The 19,290-nt window shown below is 70.1% G+C and carries 10 protein-coding genes and 3 pseudogenes; 8 read left to right on the top strand and 5 right to left on the bottom strand.

What is annotated here, in order from left to right:
* Positions 1 to 126 precede the first annotated feature (126 nt).
* Positions 127 to 1,389: an extracellular solute-binding protein gene (locus ABGA99_RS12480; RefSeq protein ID WP_347577588.1), complete on the bottom strand. Its 1,263-nt coding sequence runs from the start codon at positions 1,387 to 1,389 to the stop codon at positions 127 to 129.
* Positions 1,390 to 1,540: 151 nt separating this feature from the next.
* Here ABGA99_RS12480 and ABGA99_RS12475 point away from each other — a divergent pair, with 151 nt between their 5' ends.
* Positions 1,541 to 2,311 carry a FadR/GntR family transcriptional regulator gene (locus tag ABGA99_RS12475; protein ID WP_347577589.1) on the top strand — a complete coding sequence of 257 codons (771 nt, stop codon included), beginning with the start codon at positions 1,541 to 1,543 and terminating at the stop codon, positions 2,309 to 2,311.
* A gap of 64 nt (positions 2,312 to 2,375) precedes the next feature.
* Here ABGA99_RS12475 and ABGA99_RS12470 read toward each other — a convergent pair whose 3' ends face one another.
* Positions 2,376 to 4,826, bottom strand: coding sequence for a glycoside hydrolase family 95 protein (locus ABGA99_RS12470; RefSeq protein ID WP_347577590.1), 2,451 nt, complete (start codon positions 4,824 to 4,826; stop codon positions 2,376 to 2,378).
* Positions 4,827 to 5,311: 485 nt separating this feature from the next.
* Here ABGA99_RS12470 and ABGA99_RS12465 point away from each other — a divergent pair, with 485 nt between their 5' ends.
* From ABGA99_RS12465 to ABGA99_RS12440, 6 genes and pseudogenes are all read left to right on the top strand, one after another.
* Complete coding sequence (locus ABGA99_RS12465) at positions 5,312 to 6,028, top strand: FCD domain-containing protein (protein WP_347577591.1); 717 nt, start codon at positions 5,312 to 5,314, stop codon at positions 6,026 to 6,028.
* Entirely contained in the window at positions 6,025 to 7,305 is a 1,281-nt protein-coding gene (gene larA, locus ABGA99_RS12460; RefSeq protein WP_347582632.1) for a nickel-dependent lactate racemase, read from the top strand. The genes ABGA99_RS12465 and larA overlap by 4 nt, the downstream gene beginning before the upstream one ends.
* A 397-nt stretch (positions 7,306 to 7,702) precedes the next feature.
* The gene (locus ABGA99_RS12455; RefSeq protein ID WP_347577593.1) at positions 7,703 to 8,632 is read left to right on the top strand and encodes an alpha/beta hydrolase; all 930 of its coding nucleotides are present in this window, start codon (positions 7,703 to 7,705) and stop codon (positions 8,630 to 8,632) included.
* Between the two features lie 105 nt (positions 8,633 to 8,737).
* Positions 8,738 to 9,754 (top strand): annotated as a pseudogene (locus tag ABGA99_RS12450) (endo-1,4-beta-xylanase); the annotation flags it as partial.
* Between the two features lie 179 nt (positions 9,755 to 9,933).
* Positions 9,934 to 11,331, top strand: a pseudogene (locus ABGA99_RS12445) (PQQ-dependent sugar dehydrogenase); the annotation flags it as partial.
* 131 nt (positions 11,332 to 11,462) lie between these two features.
* A pseudogene (locus ABGA99_RS12440) lies at positions 11,463 to 12,242 on the top strand (ThuA domain-containing protein); the annotation flags it as partial.
* Between the two features lie 167 nt (positions 12,243 to 12,409).
* Here the strand turns inward: ABGA99_RS12440 and ABGA99_RS12435 are convergent.
* Positions 12,410 to 13,387 (bottom strand): glycoside hydrolase family 11 protein, encoded by a 978-nt coding sequence (locus ABGA99_RS12435; protein WP_347577594.1) that lies wholly within the window; start codon positions 13,385 to 13,387, stop codon positions 12,410 to 12,412.
* Positions 13,388 to 14,102: 715 nt separating this feature from the next.
* Here ABGA99_RS12435 and ABGA99_RS12430 point away from each other — a divergent pair.
* Positions 14,103 to 15,521: a non-reducing end alpha-L-arabinofuranosidase family hydrolase gene (locus ABGA99_RS12430; RefSeq protein WP_347582631.1), complete on the top strand. Its 1,419-nt coding sequence runs from the start codon at positions 14,103 to 14,105 to the stop codon at positions 15,519 to 15,521.
* Positions 15,522 to 15,640: 119 nt separating this feature from the next.
* On the opposite strand, the gene ABGA99_RS12425 is transcribed toward ABGA99_RS12430, so the two are convergent.
* Both ABGA99_RS12425 and ABGA99_RS12420 read right to left on the bottom strand, forming a co-directional pair.
* On the bottom strand, positions 15,641 to 16,669 hold the full coding sequence (locus ABGA99_RS12425) for a LacI family DNA-binding transcriptional regulator (RefSeq protein WP_347577596.1): 1,029 nt from the start codon (positions 16,667 to 16,669) through the stop codon (positions 15,641 to 15,643).
* Positions 16,653 to 19,073 (bottom strand): glycoside hydrolase family 3 N-terminal domain-containing protein, encoded by a 2,421-nt coding sequence (locus ABGA99_RS12420; protein ID WP_347582630.1) that lies wholly within the window; start codon positions 19,071 to 19,073, stop codon positions 16,653 to 16,655. The genes ABGA99_RS12425 and ABGA99_RS12420 overlap by 17 nt, the downstream gene beginning before the upstream one ends.
* Between the last annotated feature and the right edge of the window lie 217 nt (positions 19,074 to 19,290).

Raw genomic sequence — 19,290 nt, 5'->3', positions numbered from 1 at the left:
CGAAAGCACGCGGGGAGCCCGTCCCCGCGCTCGTACGGCGTACGCGCCGCGGGGTCTTTGTCCTGCCGGCCCGCTCGGCACCGGCCCGGACGACCGACGGCTGCGTGCCTCCGAGCAGCACGAGGGTCAGCCCTTCCGGTCGGAGTCGGCCAGTTGCTTCAGCGCGTCGTCGACGCTGGTCGAACCGCTCAGGATCTGCTGCGAGAGCCTTCCCATCAGATCCAGCGTCTCGGTGGACAGTGCGACGTGCAGCGCGGGCTTGCCGGCGCCGATCTCCGAGGTGATCGTGGACAGGGCCGCGCCGCCGTCCGACACGTCGACGGTGGTGTCGGAGACGACCGCGCCGGCGTCGGCGTAGAACGCCTGGAGAGCGTCCTTCGAGGTCAGGGAGCGCACCAGGTCTGCGGCGAGGGCCGGCTTCTTCGTCCACTTCGCGACCGCGTAGCCGATTCCGCCGTCGTACGGCAGGACGGGCTCGGCGTCGGCCTCGGCACGCGGAGCCTGCATGACGCCGATGTCGTCCGGGTCCAGGAACTCGCCGAAGTCCTTCCAGTGCCCGACGTCCGACATCAGCCCGACGACGTGCGCTGCCTCGCCGGACTGGAAGAGGGCGAAGGCGTCGTTGAACAGTGCGGTCGAGTTGGCCCCGGCGTTGTTCAGACCGGCGTCGCCGGTCTCCTTCCAGAGTTCGAAGATCCGCCGCACGCGCGGAGAGGTCCAGTCCCGGTCACCTGTGATCCAGGCGTCGTACTCGCGCGGGGTGAGGACGCCCGGCCCCAGGCCCGAGAGGAAGAACTGGATGCCGAAGCCCTCCTTGTTCCCGAGGGAGAGGCAACTGGCGTCCGTCGCCTCGGTGATGGCTTCGCAGTCGTCGGTGAACTCCCTCCACGTGGTCGCCGGGCGGCCGGGGTCGAGCCCGGCCTCTTCGTAGAGCGCCTTGTTGTAGTAGAGGGGGTGGCCCTGCAACGTCACCGGTGCGGCATAGGTCTTGCCCTTCGCGGTGAAGGCTTCCCAGCCGGCCAGCCGCTGCCTGTCCTCGGTGACGTAGTCGTCAAGGGGAAGGAGGGCGTCTGTGCGGTCGCGTATCTGGCCGCCGCCGTTGAAGAGCATGACGTCGGGGCCCTTGCCGGCCTGAATGGCCGTGCCGAGCAGGGTGTAGTACTGGTCGAAGGGCTGGGCCACGAACTCGACCGTCACATCGGGGTGCTCTTCGGCGAAGTCGGCTTTCGCCTGCTCGATGTAGGAGGCTGCCGTCTCTTCGCCGGACTTCCAGTCCCAGACCACGAGTGTGCCGTCCGGGGTGCCGGACGACGAGCCGGAGCCCGCGCTGCCGCAGCCGGACAGCAGCCCGGCGACCAGGACGACCGACCACAGTGCTGGCCGCTTCATGTCGATCACTCTCCGTTGCTGCCGGAAGACGGCGGGCCATCGCCGATGGCTCGGAAACGTAACTCGTATGACGTATTACGTCAATGCCTCGTCGCGTATGATTGACCGCCTAGTCATGGCGCCGCGTGGTCGCGGGGCCGCCGGAGGAACCATGACGACATCCCAGTCAGCAGCCCAGAGCAACTCCCCGCCGCCCTCCTGGGCGCAGCGACCGGCGAGCCTCGCGCGGGCGGTCACGGCCGAACTGGTGGGACGTATCGTCCGCGGGGAGCACCCACCGGGAACGCCGCTGCCCCCCGAGCCCGCTCTCTGCGAGACCTTCGCCGTGAGCCGGACCGTCGTCCGGGAGGCCGTGAAGGTCCTCCAGGAGAAGGGGCTCGTGCAGGTTCGCCAGGGTTCGGGAACCACGGTGACCGCACCGGCGCTGTGGAACATGCTCGACGAGCAGATCCTGGCCGCGAGCATCGCCCAGGACGAGAGCCTGGCGATCCTCGACGACCTCGTCGTCACGCGGCGCCTGCTGGAGTCCGACATGGCCAACGTCGCCGCCCGGCTGGCCACTCCAGAAGTCGTCGACCAGTTGCGCACGCTGGTGGACCGCATGGACGAGCTGGTCGACGACCACGTCACGTACGCCGAGTACGACCGCGCCTTTCACGACGTGATCATGCAGTCGTCGGGGAACCGCATCGCCCGTGGAGTGGTGCGCGCTCTGGAGAGTCAGGTCGTCAACACCGCGCGGTACATGGGGCATCCGGAGCGTGCCATGTGCGTCGCGTCCAACCGCGGTCACCGCCGCATCTACGAGCGCATCGCCGCACACGATCCGGGCGGCGCCGCCGAGGCGATGTTCACCCACATCACCGAAGCCTGGCTCGTCCGCCGCAGCGCGCCGGGCGACCCGGTGCGGCTGGCACGTTAGCGGCCGTTCCTGCAGGCCCGGCGCTGGTGCGGCGGCCCGCGCCCGCAAGCGGGCCAGCGGGCGTTCACGCGCCGTCTCCGCTACGCCGCGATCCCAGGGCGTTCGCACGGTACGTGTGTCCGGACCGCGCGGCGAACTCGATCAGGTCCGGCTCGGTCTGCTCGGGCCGGACCTGATCGCCACCGGTCAGATCGAGGACCTCGTAGCCCCCGCGGAACATCTGGCTGCGGACTTTCACCGCTCCTTCGCGGTCGGGGGTGAGGGAGAGCTGCGTGGCCCGGCCGCCGGTCCAGGCCGCACCCACCGTGTAGCCGGCGCGCCCGCGCAGCCCCTCGACACTCCCGTTCGGCCAGGCCGGCGGCAGTGCGGGCAGCAGGTGCAGTTCGCCGTGGTGGCTGTGCAGCAGCATCTCGGCGATGCCGGACGTCGCGCCGAAGTTGCCGTCGATCTGGAACGGCGGGTGCAGGTCGAACATGTTGGGCGCGAGCCTGTCCGGCGTCACGAGATCGCGGATCAGGTCGTGTGCTCTGGCTCCCTCTTCCATACGCGCCCAGAAGTTGATCTTCCAGGCCAGCGACCAGCCCGTTCCGTCGTCGCCGCGCAGTTCCAGGGTCCGGCGGGCGGCCTCGAACAGCTCGGGTGTGCCGCGCTTGGTGATCTGGTTGCCGGGGTGCAGACCGTAGAGGTGGGAGACGTGCCGGTGGAACTGCTCGGTCTCCGTCCAGTCGTAGAGCCACTCCTGGATGTTGCCGCGGGCACCGATCCGCGTCGGGGCCAGCCGCTCCCGCGCCGCCAGGACCTGACCGCGGAAGTCGGCGTCCACGCCCAGGATCTCGCCGGCCCGGGCGCAGCCGTCGAACAGGTCACGCAGGATCTGCATGTCCATGGTGGGCCCCGCGCAGACGGACGCGTTCGGGTGGTGGGCGAGCTCCGGCGAGTTGGACGGGTTGGTGACCAGCCAACCCAGGTCCGGCTCCACGACCAGCGTGTCGAGGAAGAACTGCGCGGCGCCCTTCATGGCGGGGTAGTTGGCGCGCAGGAAGCCGATGTCGCCGGTGTACTGGTAGTGGTCCCAGATCATGGTGGCGAGCCATGCCCCACCGGTCTGCCACATGCCCCAGAACGCCCCGTCCACGACCGAGGTACCCCGCCATGCGTCGGTGTTGTGGTGCGTGACCCAGCCGCGGGCGCCGTACTGCACCATGGCCGTGCGGGCGCCGGTCGCCGTGAGGTCGTCGATCATGTCGAACACCGGCTCGCAGCACTCGGAGAGATTCGTCGATCCCGCCGGCCAGTAGTTCATCGGCAGGTTGGCGTTGAGGGTGTACTTCGAGTCCCAGGGCGGGGCCATCTGGTCGTTCCAGATGCCCTGGAGGTTGGCCGGCTGGGTGCCGGGCCGCGAGGAGGAGATCAGCAGGTACCGGCCGTACTGGAAGAGCAGCGCGGAGAACTGCGGATCGTCCGCACCGCCGTGCTGGGCGATCCGGACGTCCGTCGGCTGATCGGCCGCTCCGGTACGGCCGAGGTCGATCGTGGTCCGACCGAACAGTTCCTGGTAGTCGGCCACGTGCCGGCTGCGGAGGTCGTCGTACGGGATGCTCTGCGCGGCGCCGAGGTACTGGCGGGCGGTACCCCGGTAGTCGCCGCCCACGTTCCGGTAGTCGACGTAGCTGGTGCCGATGGAGACCAGCAGCGTGACGCTGTCGGCGCCGGCCACCCGGAGCGTGCCGCCCGAGCCGGATACGGTGCCGCCCTCGGCAACGGCTCTGGCCAGCGCGAGGAACCGGACCGAGCCGGCGATGCCCTCCATACTGCCCGAGATCCCTTCCAGCGCGATCGTCGTTCCGTCGGGGCTGGATGCCGAGGCGCTCTGCGGGCTGGCGAACGTGGCCGTGAACGAGAGGGACCCCGGCGTATCGGAGGTCAGGCGCATGACAATCACCTGGTCCGGTGCGCTGGCGATCACCTCACGGTGGAACCGCACGCCGTTCGCCACGTAGGTCACCGCGGTGGTCGCGGTGGTGAGGTCGAGCCACCGTCGGTACCCGGACGTTCCACCGCTGCCGGGAAACGTGAGGGTGAGGTCGCCGACGGGCTGGTAGGCCAGCTCTCCGGCCGGCCGCCCGAGCATCGTCCGGTCGATCAGCGACTGCGCCTGTTCCCACTGGCCGTCGAAGACCAGTTGCCGGATCTGCGGCAGGGCATCGGCACCCGCGGGGTTGGCGGGGTCGTAGGGGCCGCCCGCCCAGAGGGTGTCCTCGTTGAGCTGAAGCCGCTCGGTGCCGACGTTCCCGAAGACCATGGCGCCGAGGCGGCCGGCCCCGATCGGCAGCGCGCGCAGCCAGTCCGAGCCGGCCGGTGCGTCGTACCACAACGCCAGGTCGTCGACCGCCCGTACCTCCGGGGGTGCGGCCGAGCCGGCACGGGCGGCAGCCGTCCATGGGACAGGCATCATGACGGCTCCGGTGCCCGCCGTGCCGAGCCTGATCATCTCCCTGCGCGTCAGTCTCCGCATCCTGATCCTCCACTGAGTCCTGGCAGAGTCCCGGCGGTTCCCTCGTCGCTCAGGCGACCGGCGGGCGACGGTGACGCCGCGCCGTCGGCCCACGGCCTGCGCGGCTCGGTACGGCGAAAGGCACGGTCAACGCAGCTCAGCGGGCCTGCGACACCGCGTACGCGACACGCGCCGGCAGCCTCTGGTGAAACCGGGCCCGCATCCGGTCGAGCCGGGCCCGTCCGATGGCGCCCACCACCGGCCGCGTCCGGTCCGCCGATGACCTCATCGGGCGTGACACGCGGGAGACATTAAATGTCCCGGGACACCAACGCAACCCTTCTCACGCAGTCTTCAACCACGCAAAAGGGAAACAGCTCTCTTTACGCCTCTGATACACCGGATCTCACCGCGTGGAGACCGCGCTCCACCGACGGCTCACCTGGCTGGACATCAGATGTATCGTGCTTCGCATTACCCAGGAGGCCGAGGCTGGAGGCCGTGCGATGTCACTGACCGACAAGGCGATCAGGCGCATTCGGGAGCTGATCGCTTCAGGGGAACTCCCGCCGGGTGCGAAGCTGCCGCCAGAGCAGCAACTGGCCGCGGAGCTGGGCCTGTCCAGGGGGCTGATGCGCGAGGCGGTAAAGGCGCTGGTCGTCGCCCGGGTGCTGGAGATCCGCAGGGGCGACGGCACGTACGTCACGACCCTGGAGCCGAGGGTCCTCCTCGAAGGGCTGGGCTCCGCCGTCGAACTGCTCCAGGGTGACACCCTGCTGGAACTCACCGAGGTGCGCCGGCTCTTCGAGCCGGTCGCCACCGGTCTGGCCGCCACCCGCATCTCGGCCCGCGAACTCGCCGGGGTGGCGGGACATCTGGCCGCCATGCACGCGGCCAGGGACGACGTCGAACTGCTCAACAAGCACGACGCTGCCTTCCACCAGGCCGTCGCCTCCGCCACGGGTAACCAGACACTGGCGAGCCTGCTGGAGGGAATCTCCGGCCGAACGGTACGGGCCCGGGTCTGGCGCGGGATGGTCGACGGCGACGTCGCCGACCGGACACTCGCCCAGCACCAGGAGATCTACGACGCGCTGGCCGCCGGAGACGCCGCGCTCGCCGAGGCCGCCGCGCTCATCCACGTCAGCACCACCGAGGCGTGGCTCCGCAGACATCTCACCCCCGCCGCGAAGGACGCGTCGCACGCGGAGGCCGGCACGTGAGGGTGCAACTGGCCTACGGCGAGCACGGGCTCGGCATCGAGGTTCCCGATACGGCCACGATCGTCGCACCGGTGCACCGACGCGGAGCCCGCGACCCGTCGGCCGTGCTGCGTGCCGCGCTGCGCGAGCCCGTGGCCGGACCGCCGCTGCGCGAACGCGTGTGCCCCGGGCAGACCGTGGCGATCTCGGCCTGCGACGGCACCCGTCCGCAACCACGGCACCTGATGATCCCCGCCCTCCTCGCCGAACTCGACGGCATCGTCCGGCCCGAGGACGTGGTGATCCTGGTCGCCACCGGCACGCACCGCGGCAACACAGACGCTGAGCTGCGCCGGATGTTCGGCGACGCCGTCGTGGACACCGTGCGGGTCGTCAACCACGACGCGTCCGACCGCGCGGGCCTCACCTGGATGGGCATCCACGGTGCCGGCGTGCCGGTATGGCTCAACAGCGAGTGGGCCGCGGCGGACGTGCGGATCACCACCGGCTTCGTCGAGCCGCACTTCTTCGCGGGCTTCTCCGGCGGGCCCAAGCTCGTCGCGCCGGGGCTCGCGGCGCTGGAGACGGTCCTCGTCCTGCACGACGCCACCCGCATCGCCGACAAGCGCGCGACGTGGGGCGTCACGCACGGCAACCCGGTCCATGACGACGTGCGGGCGATCGCGGACGGCACCGGCGTGACGTTCGCGCTCGACGTCGTACTCAACCGCGGCCAGGAGATCGTCGCCGCCTTCGGCGGGGACCTGCCGGCCATGCACGCCGCCGCCACCGCGGAAGCCGCGCGGACGGCGATGCGTCCGGTCGGCACCCGTTACGACGTGGTCGTCACGACCAACTCCGGCTTCCCGCTGGACCAGAACCTCTACCAGGCGGTCAAGGGCATGTCCGCCGCGTACCAGGTGGTCCGTCCGGGCGGCACGATCATCTGCGCGGCCGAGTGCCGCGACGGCTTCCCCGACCACGGCGCCTACCGCGAAGTCCTCTCCTCCGCACCGTCGCCGCAGGCGCTGCTGGACGCCATAGGCACCCGCACCGAGACCGCGCCAGACCAGTGGCAGGTGCAGATCCAGGCCGCCATCCTGGCCCGTTGCCGGGTCGTCATGCACACCGACGGCCTGTCCGCCGCCGACCTCGCGGCCGCCCACCTCGAGCAGACCGGAGACGTCACCGCGGCTGTCGCCGAGGCGCTGGCCGCTGCCGGCCCCGCAGCCCGTCTGTGCGTGCTGCCAGAAGGGCCTCAGACCATCCCCTACCTGCGTGACGCGATCGCCTCATGAAGCTTCCCCACCGAATATTTCGAGCCTGAAATCGAAATTAGTTCGCGAAGGGGGTTGACGCGCCGGGCCGACCCTCCAATCATCCATGTCTGAGAGTTCGACCACAGTTCGACATATCGAACACTCGGGGCCTCTACGGCCTGCGATTCGGCAGGCCGCCGCGCACGGCAGTACTCGCAAAGCCAGTCCTTTCGTTCCGGTGAGGCTCCCCCCGCGCGTGTCCGGACTGCCGGACATGCGACGCCCGCGCGGCGGGCCCTCCGGCTGAGCCGCGATGGAGAACCCCCATGCCTCTGTCGAACCGACGCCGACGCACGCCTCTGATACGGGCCGCCCCGGCGCGTCGCGCCCAGGCGTCCGCCCCGCAGATCCCTTCCCCCCACAGGAGTGTCCTCGTATGTCCATGAAACGGCGCACGGCTCTGAGCGCCCTGCTGGGCGTGGGTATAGCCGGAACGACGGGGGCGGCCTCCCCGGCCGTCGCCGCACCGGCCGCCGCCCGCCTCGCTCCCCGGCCCGCCCTCCTCCGGCAGGCACCGGCCCAGGACTTCGCCATCGGGGTACGTGAATACAACTGGTCCCGTGGCAGCCGGCGGCTGTTCACCAAGATCTTCTACCCGGCCACCGGGTCCCCCGGCGGCAACCCCGTCCCGAACGCCCCGCTCGCCGACGGCGTCTTCCCCGTCGCCCACTGGAACCACGGCGCGTACGGCAACTCCGACTCCTACGCCTCGCAGACGCACGCGATAGCCTCCGCCGGCTTCATCTGCCCCGCCCCCTCGATCAGCGACAACACCAACATCGGTTCCGTGTACGGAGGCGAATGGTCGAGGGACGTCTCCGAGGTCATCACCCAGACCCTGGCGCTGAACGAGGCCTCGGGCAGCCCCTTCGCCGGACAGATCGACACCGTGGCCGGCGTCGGCGTCTCCGGCCACTCGATGGGCGGCATGACCGTCCACGGCCTGCTGACCAAGTGGCCGGACGACCGGATCAAGGCCGCAGTCCCGGTCGCCTGCGTGGACATGGGCGACCCGGCGGGGCCGGGCGCCAACGTGCTGTTCATCCACGGCGACCAGGACCCCACCTGCCAGTACGGCCTGGCCCGCCAGGCATACGAGGAGCTGTCCGCCCCCAAGGCGTTCCTCACCCACGTCGGCGCGGACCACGCCGCGTATCTCAACCCGGGCTTCCCGACCTTCGATCAGACCCAGGACACCCTCGTGGACTGGTTCCGCTGGAGCCTGTACGGCGACACCGCCGCCCGCGACCGCCTCCCCGGGGGCGCCACCGCACCCGGCACCCGCTGGGAATCCGTCCTCGACTGAACCACCGGGTCCGGTGCGGCCCCGGCCGCACCGGACCCTCGGCACCGTTTCCGGACAGAAGCCGGACGGCACCTGTCACCCTCCACCGGAACACAAGGAGCAGCCATGCCCAGCACCTCCCGCAGGCGGCGTACGCGCCGCCTTACCTGGTCGGCCGCCGCGGCCGTCACGTCCGCCGGTCTGGCGGCGGCCGGCCTCCTGGCGTTCCCCGGCAGCGCCCACGCCGCCGGCACACTCGGCGCCTCGGCGGCCGAGAGCGGCCGCTACTACGGCGCCGCCGTGGCACCCAACCTCCTCGGCGAAGCGAACTACACCGCCACGCTGAACCGTGAGTTCAACAGCATCGTCGCCGAGAACGTCATGAAGTGGGATGCCACCGAGCCCAGGCAGGGCCAGTTCACCTTCCAGGGCGGAGACCAGCTCGTCGCCCACGCCCAGAGCAACGGCATGTCCGTACGCGGCCACACACTGGTCTGGCACGCCCAGCAGCCCTCCTGGGTCAGCGGTCTGACCGGCGGCAACCTACGCCAGGCGATGCTCAACCACATCGACGGAGTCGCCGGTCACTACGCCGGGAAAATCGACTCCTGGGACGTGGTCAACGAGGCGTTCGAATGGGACGGCAGCCGCCGCCAGTCCAACCTCCAGCAGCAGATCGGCAACGGCTGGATCGAAGACGCCTTCCGCGCCGCCGACGCCGCCGACCCCGGCGCCACGCTCTGCTACAACGACTACGGCACCGACGGCGTCAACGCCAAGAGCGACGCCATCTACCGCATGGTCCAGGACTTCCTCGCCCGCGGCGTACCCATCGACTGCGTCGGCTTCCAGTCCCACCTCGACTCGAACTCCAACCTCGGCAGCTACCGGCAGAACCTGCAGCGCTTCGCCGACCTCGGCGTCGACGTGCAGATCACCGAGCTGGACATCGGCGGCTCCGGCACCGCCCAGGCCAATGCCTACCGCACGGTCACCGAGGCGTGCATGGCGGTGTCCCGCTGCACCGGCATCACCACCTGGGGGATCACCGACAAGTACTCGTGGCGCGGCCAGGACACCCCGCTGCTGTTCGACGGCAATTACCAGAAGAAGGAGGCGTACAACGCCGTACTGGAAGCCCTGAACAGCGCTCCCTGACGTCCGGCGTACGCCGTCCCCCACGGGGCCGGGCCGTCCTGCAGAGCGCAGGTCGCAGGGCAGCCCGCCCCGGCACCCCACGGAAGGTTCACATGCCCAGACACTTCAGAAGGTATCTCGCGGCGGCGGTCTGCCCGCTGCTCGTCACCGCAGGCGCCGCCACGATGCTGTCGCCGGCCGCGGCCGAACCTGCCGGGACGGGCGACACCCGGCAGGCGCAGTTCCAGCAGGTGACCCTCGCCAAAGGCGCGAGCGAGATGGGCGAGCCGATGGCGCTGGCCGTGCTGCCCGACCGCTCGGTGCTGCACACCTCGCGCGACGGCACCGTGCGGGTCACCGACCCGCAGGGCACGACCAAGATCGCGGGCAGGCTGAACGTCTACGCCCACGACGAGGACGGCCTGCAGGGGGTCGCCATCGATCCAGGCTTCGCCGCCAACCGCTTCGTCTACCTGTACTACGCCCCCGCGCTCGACACGCCGCCGGGGGACGCGCCGAGCACCGGTTCGGCCGCGGACTTCAAGCCGTTCGACGGCGTCAACCGGCTCTCCCGGTTCGTGCTCAAGAACGACGGCACCCTCGATACCTCCACCGAGAAGACGATCCTCGAAGTGCCGGCGAACCGCGGCCAATGCTGCCACACCGGTGGCGACATCGACTTCGACGCCGAGGGCAACCTCTATCTCTCGACCGGCGACGACACCAACCCGTTCGGCTCCGACGGCTACACCCCGATCGACGAACGCGGCAACCGCAATCCGGCGTTCGACGCACAGCGGTCGGCGGGAAACACCAACGACCTCCGCGGCAAGATCCTGCGGATCAAGGTCGCCGACGACGGCTCGTACGACATCCCGGAGGGCAACCTCTTCGCGCCCGGTACCGACAAGACCCGGCCCGAGATCTACGCCATGGGCTTCCGCAACCCGTACCGGATGAGCGTCGACAAACAGACGGGTGTCGTCTACGTGGGCGACTACGGACCGGACGCCGGGTCCGCCTCCCCGAGCCGGGGCCCGGCCGGCATGGTGGAGTTCGCCCGGGTGACCGGCGCGGGCAACTATGGCTGGCCGTACTGTGTCGGCGACAACCGGCCCTACGTCGACTACGACTTCGCCACGGGCGCCTCCGGCCAGGCGTTCAACTGCTCCGCGCCCGTCAACAACTCGCCGAACAACACCGGCCGGAGCACCCTTCCGCCGGCCCGGCCCGCGTGGATCCCCTACGACGGCGGTTCCGTGCCGGAGTTCGGCAGCGGTACGGAGTCCCCCATGGCCGGCCCCGTATACCGCTACGAACCGGACCTGGACTCGGCGGTCAAGTTCCCGCAGGAGTTCGACGGTGACTTCTTCGCCATGGAGTGGGGGCGCCGCTGGATCAAGAACATCGCCGTGAACGCCGACGGCAGCCGCGGCGCCATCGGCGGCATCCCGTGGTCCGGGACCCAGCCCATGGACGCGGCCTTCGGCCCCGACGGCGCCCTGTACGTCCTGGACTACGGCACCGGCTGGTACGCCGGGGACCAGAACAGCGCCCTGTACCGCATCGAGAACGTTCCCGGGGCCGCGGAGTCACCAGGGCAGGAGGGCTGACCGGGCACGGCCTGTACGGCACCCCGACCAGCCGGCGCCGTGCCGGGCACTTCGCCGCCCGGATCGGCGTCGGGACGACCACCACGGAAGGGAACATCCACATGTCCGAGCTCCCGACCCGCCGGACGCTCCTCGGAGGAGCCCTGGGTGTCGCGGCGCTGCCGGTCGTGACGGCTCCGGGCGCCGCGGCACTGCCGCTGCCGACCCCGGGCCCGTCCGCGGCTTCCGGCGACCCGTACGAAGTCCTCGTCTTCTCCAGGACGGCGGGCTTCCGCCACGACGCCATCGACGAGGGGATCACCGCGCTCCGGGAACTGGGAGCGGAGAACGACTTCCAGGTGACCGCCACCGAGGACGCCACCGCGTTCACCGGCGACAGCCTCGCGCGCTTCAAGGTGGTCGTGTTCCTGAACACCACCGGCGACGTGCTCGGCGCCGCCCAGCAGGCAGCGTTCGAGGGGTACATCGCGGGCGGCGGCGCGTACGTCGGCGTCCACTCGGCCGCCGACACCGAATACGACTGGCCCTGGTACGGCGGACTGGTCGGCGCCTACTTCCACTCCCACCCGCAGATCCAGAGCGCCACGGTCGTCGTCGAGGACCGGACGCACGACGCGACCGCCCACCTCGCCGCGACCTGGCAGCGCACGGACGAGTGGTACAACTACCGCACGAGTCCCCGCGCCGGCGCCCGCGTGCTGGCCTCGCTCGACGAGTCCAGCTACAGCGGCGGCACCATGAACGGCGACCACCCCATCGCGTGGTGCAAGGAGTACGCGGGGGGTCGCTCGTTCTACACCGGCGGCGGGCACACGGCCGAGTCGTATGCCCAGGCGGACTTCCGGCGGCATCTGCTCGGCGGCATCCGCTGGGCGGCGGGCGCCGTCGGCCCCGGCATGTGACGCGCTGCGGGCTCCCGGATACGCGGAGAAGGGTGCCAGGACCGGGACACGTGCGGTATCCGGGTGCTCCCAGAGTGGTGGGAAGGCTGCGGCGCGGGGGGTGGTGGGTCCCGCGCCGCGGCTGCTTCCGCGTCAGCGGGGCGGGGTCATGCGCTGCAGGAGACGGTGGGCCAGTTCCAGTTGCCGTTGGCCTGGATGGTCACGCCCCAGTTGTTGCCGCTGCCGTTGGGCCTGGCGACGAGTGTCTGGCTGTCGGGGTAGCTGGCGCTGATGTTCCAGGTCGCGATGATCTTCGCGGGCGACGGGACGTTCATTCTCACGGTCCAGTTGCTGGAGCCGGACGTCGCGACGTTCAGGTTGTACCGGTCGCTCCACCTCTCCCCCGCGGACAGGGTCGAGGTGCATGCGCCGGGTTCGCCGGGATCGCCGCCGCCGGTACCGTCCAGCGTGATGTTCGAGCTGCCGCTGCTCTGGTAGCCCTCGGTCGCCATGATCATGTAGTAGTTGAAGCTGCCGAGGTTCATACCGGCGCGGGACCAGGCGTCGAAGTGGTTGCCGGTGTTGATGGTGCCGCCCGTGCGCCTGCCACGGTTGACGCTCCAGTACTGCGGGAAGGTCTGGTTGCCCTCGACGGACGGGGCGTTGTAGCGCATCGTCCGGTAGATGTCGTACGTGACACCGTCGCTGGTCACCGAGCCGCGGTTCTCGCCGGTGGGCCGGTAGCTGCCGTAGTTGTCGACGATGTAGTACTCGACGAGCGGGTTCGAGGTCCAGCCGTAGAGGCAGAGGTAGCCGTTGCCGGACGGGCTGAAGCTGCCGGAGTAGTTCACGCTGCGGCGGCTGCCGTTGCTCCAGCCCTTGCCGCAGACGAAGTTGCCGGTGTTGCGCCACGAGGTGCTGTAGTTGCCGCCGGATCCCATGGTCATGGAGACCGTGTTCTGCGCGTCGGTCCAGAACGAGTAGTAGTAGCCGTTGTGGGTGCCGGTCTGGTTGGTGGTGACGGTCTGCGCGTGCGCCGTGCCCGGCAGCAGCAGCGGCGACGCGGCCACGGCCAGGGTGCCGGCGCCGCCGACGACGAATCGTCTTCGGCTGAGCGAGCGGGCGGGATCGTGGTGCGTGTCCATGCTTCCTCCTCGACAAGGGGCTGGAGAGGGGCAGGCAGCGTGATGAGACGCCACGAACATGTCAGCGGGATGCGGTCGGTCGTCGTACGGCCCCAGACCGGTGGACCGCGGCCCGCTGGTGAGCGAATCGACAGTGGCGAACGCCCGTCGACGCCATGAGAGTTCCCCAGGTCGCCCATGCTGTCAATAGTTTCAGTCTTAATCACGCAAATTTCGAAGCACCCTTCCACCAGGGCCGGTGTTGCTCATATACCGCACACGCCCAAGGGGGCTTCCCACCCCTGACGAGCTGGGACACAGCGACCCCGGGGCGCGTCTCCTGCATAGCCGAAAGTTTCGCGAAGGCTATCGCGCCAGTCTCTTTCATCGAGAACCCCACCTCTCCCACCTCGGGCGTTCGGTATTTCGCACGCCATTCGGAGGAGCACACGCCGTCGGCCACCGGACGGCGGGCATGCCCACGTCGGCTCCGCCGACCGACTCGGAGCCATGAGGCCGGCTTGACCTGCGGCAGTTCATCCACGGCCAGCGCGATTGTTTCGGCCCCAACAACGAATCATGCGGGAAGGGTTGACGCCGTTCACCGGCTCCCTATCATCCACACTGCCCGATACTTCGATCCTCGTTCGATATCACGAACGGATCGACATGGACAGTCCGGGCAGCCTCTGACCGGGCCGACCGGAACCGCTTGCTCAAAGATGAGGAGGTTCCCATGCGCAGACGAAGTTCCAGCCGCACACACCCGTTGGTGGTCCTCGCCACTGCGGTTGCGGTCCTGATCGCGTTGGCGCCGACGATCGGCGCCGGCCCGGCTCAGGCGGCAAGCAGCGGCGCCTTGCGCAGCGCCGCATCCAGCAAGTGTCTCGACGTGGCCAACGCCAGCCAGACCGATGGCGCCTACCTGCAGATCTGGGACTGCTCGGGCGGGACCAACCAGCAATGGACGCACACGGACAGCAATCAGTTGACCGTGTACGGAAACAAGTGCCTGGACGTTCCCGGCCATGCCACCACGCCCGGTACCCGAGTGCAGATCTGGTCCTGCAGCGGCGGTGCGAACCAGCAATGGCGGGTGAACTCCGACGGCACGATCGTCGGCGTGGAGTCCGGGCTGTGCCTGGACGTCTCCGGCGCGGCTACGGCCAACGGCACGGCGGTGGTGCTCTGGACGTGCAACGGCGGCAGCAACCAGAAGTGGTCCGGCCTGTCCGGGACGCCTGGCGGCGAGTGTGCGCTTCCTTCGACGTACCGGTGGTCGTCGACGGGCGTGCTGGCGCAGCCGGCGAACGGGTGGGTCTCGCTTAAGGACTTCACCAGCGTGGTGCACAACGGCAAGAACCTGGTCTACGGGACGCAGTTCTCGGGATCGTCCTACGGCTCGATGATGTTCACCCCCTTCTCGGACTGGTCGAACATGGCGTCGACCGGCCAGAACGGGATGAACCAGGCCGCGGTGGCACCCACCCTGTTCTACTTCGCGCCCAAGAACATCTGGGTGCTGGCCTACCAGTGGGGTCAGTGGCCCTTCATCTACCGCACGTCGAGCGACCCCACCAACCCCAACGGCTGGTCCGCGCCGCAGCCGCTCTTCACCGGCAGCATCTCCGGCTCCGGCACCGGCCCGATCGACCAGACCCTGATCGCCGACGGCCAGAACATGTACCTGTTCTTCGCCGGTGACAACGGCAAGATCTACCGCGCGAGCATGCCGATCGGGAACTTCCCGGGCAACTTCGGCTCGTCGTACACGACGATCATGAGCGACTCGACGAACAACCTGTTCGAGGGGGTGCAGGTCTACAAGGTCAAGGACCAGAACCAGTACCTCATGATCGTCGAGGCGATAGGGGCGAACGGGCGCTACTTCCGCTCGTTCACCTCCTCCAGCCTGAACGGTTCATGGACCCCGCAGGCCGCGAGCGAGGGCAACCCCTTCGCGGGCAAGGCCAACAGCGGTGCCACCTGGACCAATGACATCAGCCACGGCGACCTGGTCCGCAACAACCCCGACCAGACCATGACCATCGACCCCTGCAACCTGCAGTTCCTCTACCAGGGCAAGGACCCCGCCGCCGGCGGCGACTACAACCGGCTTCCCTGGCGGCCGGGCGTGCTCACCCTGCAGCGCTGACCCGCCCGGTCCGCGGTGATCACGATACGTCGCGGGCACCGGCAGGCCGGAACTCACCGCTTCGAGGAACCCCAGCCGCGCGCCGGCTGGGGTTCTTCCTTCCGTGTTCGGGCCCGGGATCACCCATCGGCCGCGGCACGCGGGCCCGGCGGTGCCGTCGACGCGCGTGTCACCAGTTCCGTGGCGAGTTCGATGTGGTGCGACTCCACCTTTTCGCCGTTGGCCAGGCGGAGGGCCGTGCGCAGGGCGACACCGCCCATCTCCCGTAGCGGCTGGCGTACGGTCGTCAGCGGTGGCGACGCCGTCCGGGCGAGGAGCGTGTCGTCGAAGCCGACCACGCTCAGGTCCTCGGGGATGCGCAGGCCGCGGGTGCGGGCGGTCTCGATGACGCCGAGGGCGATCTCGTCGTTGCCTGCGAATATCGCCGTCGGCGGCTCTTCGAGGTCCAGCAGTGCCGCGGCGCCGGCCAGGCCGGTCCGGTACGTGAACTCTCCGGGCCGGAGGTAGGCGGGGGGTACGGGTGCTCCCGCCGCCTCCATGGCGGCGCGGTAGCCGTGCGCGCGGGCCTGGTTGCATGCGGCCGTGGCCGGTCCGCCGAGATGGGCGACGCGGCGGTGACCGAGGGAGAGCAGGTGCTCGGTCGCGGCCAGGCCACCGGCGAAGTTCGTCGCTCCGACGCTGTTGACCCGGCTGTGCGGCAGGTGCAGCGGGTCGAGGACGACCGCCGGAAGGCCGGCCCGGGCCAGCGCTTTCAAGTGCGCGGCGGTGTAGACGCTGGTGATACCGATCAAGGCGCGACGGCCGGCTGTGACCAGGTCCCGGGCCCAGTGCGGGGCATGGGACGACTTGCCGACCACCACCGAGGCCCCCAGCTCGGCGGCCGCGTCGACGATACCCTCCACCGCCTCGGCCACATACGGCCTGAGGGCGCCCGCGAACTGCACCTCGATGGTCGCGCTCTGCGGCGCCTCGGTGTGGCGGAACACGGGTGCGAAGTAGTCGTGCCTGTGCAGCAGTTCCAGGACCCGGGCACGGGTCTGCGGCGCCACGTCGGTGCGGTCGTTGACCACTTTGGACACGGTCGCCACCGAGACCCCCGCCGCTCGGGCGATGGTCGCCAAGGTGGTGCGCCTAGCGTCCGTCGGCATCGGCTTCCCCCTGCTGTCTGTCCACCGGTGTGGTGAGCCGCCGGTCGTGACCGACCACACGGGTGGGGCCGGTCAACCGTACGGCAACCCGGCAGGGGAGATCCGCCGAGGAGGTGCCGACGAGCACCTCGACCTCCCCCGGTTCGACGATCCGCCGGAGATCCCGGCCGGTGAACGCGGTCCGGTCGGCATGCACGTGGAACCGGATCCGCGCGCTCTCGCCCGGTTCCAGCCGGACCGGGACGAAGCCGGCCAGCTGCCGGACAGGGCGGGTCACCTGGGCGACGACGTCGCGCAGATACAACTGGACGACCTCGTGGCCGGCACGGGCACCGGAGTTGCGCACCCGTACCGACACGACGAACTCACCGTCGGTGGGTATATCCGTCGCGCTCACGCGCAGATCGTCGACCGCGAAGGCGGTGTAGGACCTGCCGTATCCGAAGGGGAACAGCGGGGTCGGGTCGATGTTGCTGATGCCGTGGGTGTTCCCGCCAAGCGGTGGCTGCAGGTACGTGCCGGGCTGACCGCCCGGACGGCGGGGAATCTGGACCGGCAGCTTGCCGGCGGGCTGGACCCGGCCGGACAGCACACCGGCGACCGCCGCCGCGCCCTCCTGACCGGGCATGAACGCCTGGACCAGACCGGCGGCGCGGGGATGCACCTCGCCCAGGGCGTACGGGCGGCCGGAGACCACCACCACGACCACGGGCGTCCCGGTGGCGAAGAGCTCCGCGAGCAGATCGGCCTGCACGCCCGGCAGCCGCAGATCCTCGGCGTCGCAGCCCTCGCCGGACGTGCCGTTGCCGAACATGCCCGCGCGGTCACCCACCACCGCCACGCACAGGTCCGCCTCGCGGGCCGCGTCCGCCGCGGCGGCGAAGCCGGAACGGTCGCCGCCCGAAACGTCGCACCCCGGCTCGTGGACGATCTCGGTGTCCGGAAGCTCGCGGCGCAGCGCGTCGAGGACCGTCGGTGCCGCCACGCCGAGGGCCAGGCCGGGATGGCGGGGCAGGACGTGGTTGGGAAAGGCGTAGCAGCCCATGAGGGTACGCGAGTCGGCGGCGCACGGCCCGATCACGGCGAGCCGGCCCGGCGCGGTACGTCCGGCGCCGAGAAGCGGCAGCGCGCTGCCTTCGTCGAGCAGTACGACGGATCGCTCGGCCAACTCCCCGGCGAGTTCCCGGTTTTCCGGTGAGTCCAGATCGACCTCGGCGGCCGCGGCGACCGAGCCCTCGGGCGTCCAGCCGGGATCGAGCAGCCCGAGCTCGACCTTCTGGGTGAGCAGTCGGCGCACCGCCCGGTCCACCAGGGACTCGGGCAGCTCGCCCCGGGCGACCCGTTCCACGAAGTGGCGGCCGAAGCCGACGGTGTCGGGCAGCTCGACGTCCATGCCGGCGCTGAGCGCCAGCACGCCTGCCTGCTCGGGGTCTGAGGCCACCCCGTGCATGCCGGCGAGAAACGCGACCGCCCCGTAGTCGGAGACCACCGTGCCGGTGAACCCCCAGTCGCCGCGCAGCAGATCGGTCAGCAGCCAGGAGTCGATACCCGCGGGGACGCCGTCCACCTCGGAGTACGCGTTCATCACGGATCGGGCCCCGCCCACCGCGATCGCGGTCTCGAACGGCGGCAGCATGACGTCCGTCAGCTCGCGGCGGCCGAGGGCGGCCGGCCCGTGGTTGCGGGCGGCGCGGGACGCGGAGTACCCGGCGAAGTGCTTCAGGGTGGCGATGACGCCCGCACCCTCAAGGCCGGCGACGTAGGCGGCGCCGAGCATCGAGACCAGGTACGGGTCCTCCCCCATGGTCTCCTCGACGCGGCCCCACCGGTAGTCGCGGACCACGTCGAGGACCGGGGCGAGACCCTGGTGCACGCCGACCGCCCGCATGTCCCGCCCGATCGCGGCACCCAGCCGTCGCACCAGATCCGCATCGAACGTCGCCGCCCACGCGAGGGCCGCCGGATAGACCGTGGCGCCGTAGGTGGTGAACCCGGTGAGGCACTCCTCGTGGACCAGCGCGGGGATGCCGAACCGGGAGCCCCGCAGGACCGTGTGCTGCGAACTGACAAGCTCGGCGGCCCCCTCGACCGCGGTCACCGGCCGGCTGCCGTACACGCGGGTGAGATGGCCGAGGCCGTCCCGGCACGCCTCGGCCAGGGGAATGCTGCCGGACTCGAACACCTCCTGGATCGGCGCCACGCGCGGCCCTCCGGCCCGCCCGTCACCGTCTTCGCCCGGGTGCGCCGTGGCGTTGCCGATCCAGCGGCTGCCGAGCTGCGCGACCTTCTCCGCCACCGTCATCTCGGCCATGAGGGCCTCGACCCGGTCCGACACGGGCAGCGCCGGGTCCCGCCAGCGGGGCGTGCCACGGCCCGTGACCGGTAGTGATTCAGCCGTGGGCATCGCGCACTCCTCTGCACTCGATCTGCAAGTCTCGAAAATCTTTCGACCCCTGTGGGGTTGCCTCAAGGTCACCTCCGCCCGAGCGTACGCGTACAGACCTTGCCCTACAACGGACTTACGCATGCCTTGACAGCCAAATGCTTGATACCTAACTTGCACCCACCAGGTTCAACAAGTTCAGGATTTCGAAAACTTTTCAGCCCTGGCCCGCCGGAAG

It is taken from the genome of Streptomyces sp. B5E4 (assembly GCF_039871555.1).
Taxonomy (GTDB): Bacteria; Actinomycetota; Actinomycetes; order Streptomycetales; family Streptomycetaceae; genus Streptomyces.
This window is presented reverse-complemented; position numbering and strand designations above follow the sequence as displayed.

Bases quoted from the DNA above. Each gene is read 5' to 3' on its own strand.
- ABGA99_RS12480 (WP_347577588.1), bottom strand. From the start codon at position 1,389: ATGAAGCGGCCAGCACTGTGGTCGGTCGTCCTGGTCGCCGGGCTGCTG.
- ABGA99_RS12475 (WP_347577589.1), top strand. From the start codon at position 1,541: ATGACGACATCCCAGTCAGCAGCCCAGAGCAACTCCCCGCCGCCCTCC.
- ABGA99_RS12470 (WP_347577590.1), bottom strand. From the start codon at position 4,826: ATGCGGAGACTGACGCGCAGGGAGATGATCAGGCTCGGCACGGCGGGC.
- ABGA99_RS12465 (WP_347577591.1), top strand. From the start codon at position 5,312: ATGTCACTGACCGACAAGGCGATCAGGCGCATTCGGGAGCTGATCGCT.
- ABGA99_RS12455 (WP_347577593.1), top strand. From the start codon at position 7,703: ATGTCCATGAAACGGCGCACGGCTCTGAGCGCCCTGCTGGGCGTGGGT.
- ABGA99_RS12435 (WP_347577594.1), bottom strand. From the start codon at position 13,387: ATGGACACGCACCACGATCCCGCCCGCTCGCTCAGCCGAAGACGATTC.
- ABGA99_RS12430 (WP_347582631.1), top strand. From the start codon at position 14,103: ATGCGCAGACGAAGTTCCAGCCGCACACACCCGTTGGTGGTCCTCGCC.
- ABGA99_RS12425 (WP_347577596.1), bottom strand. From the start codon at position 16,669: ATGCCGACGGACGCTAGGCGCACCACCTTGGCGACCATCGCCCGAGCG.
- ABGA99_RS12420 (WP_347582630.1), bottom strand. From the start codon at position 19,073: ATGCCCACGGCTGAATCACTACCGGTCACGGGCCGTGGCACGCCCCGC.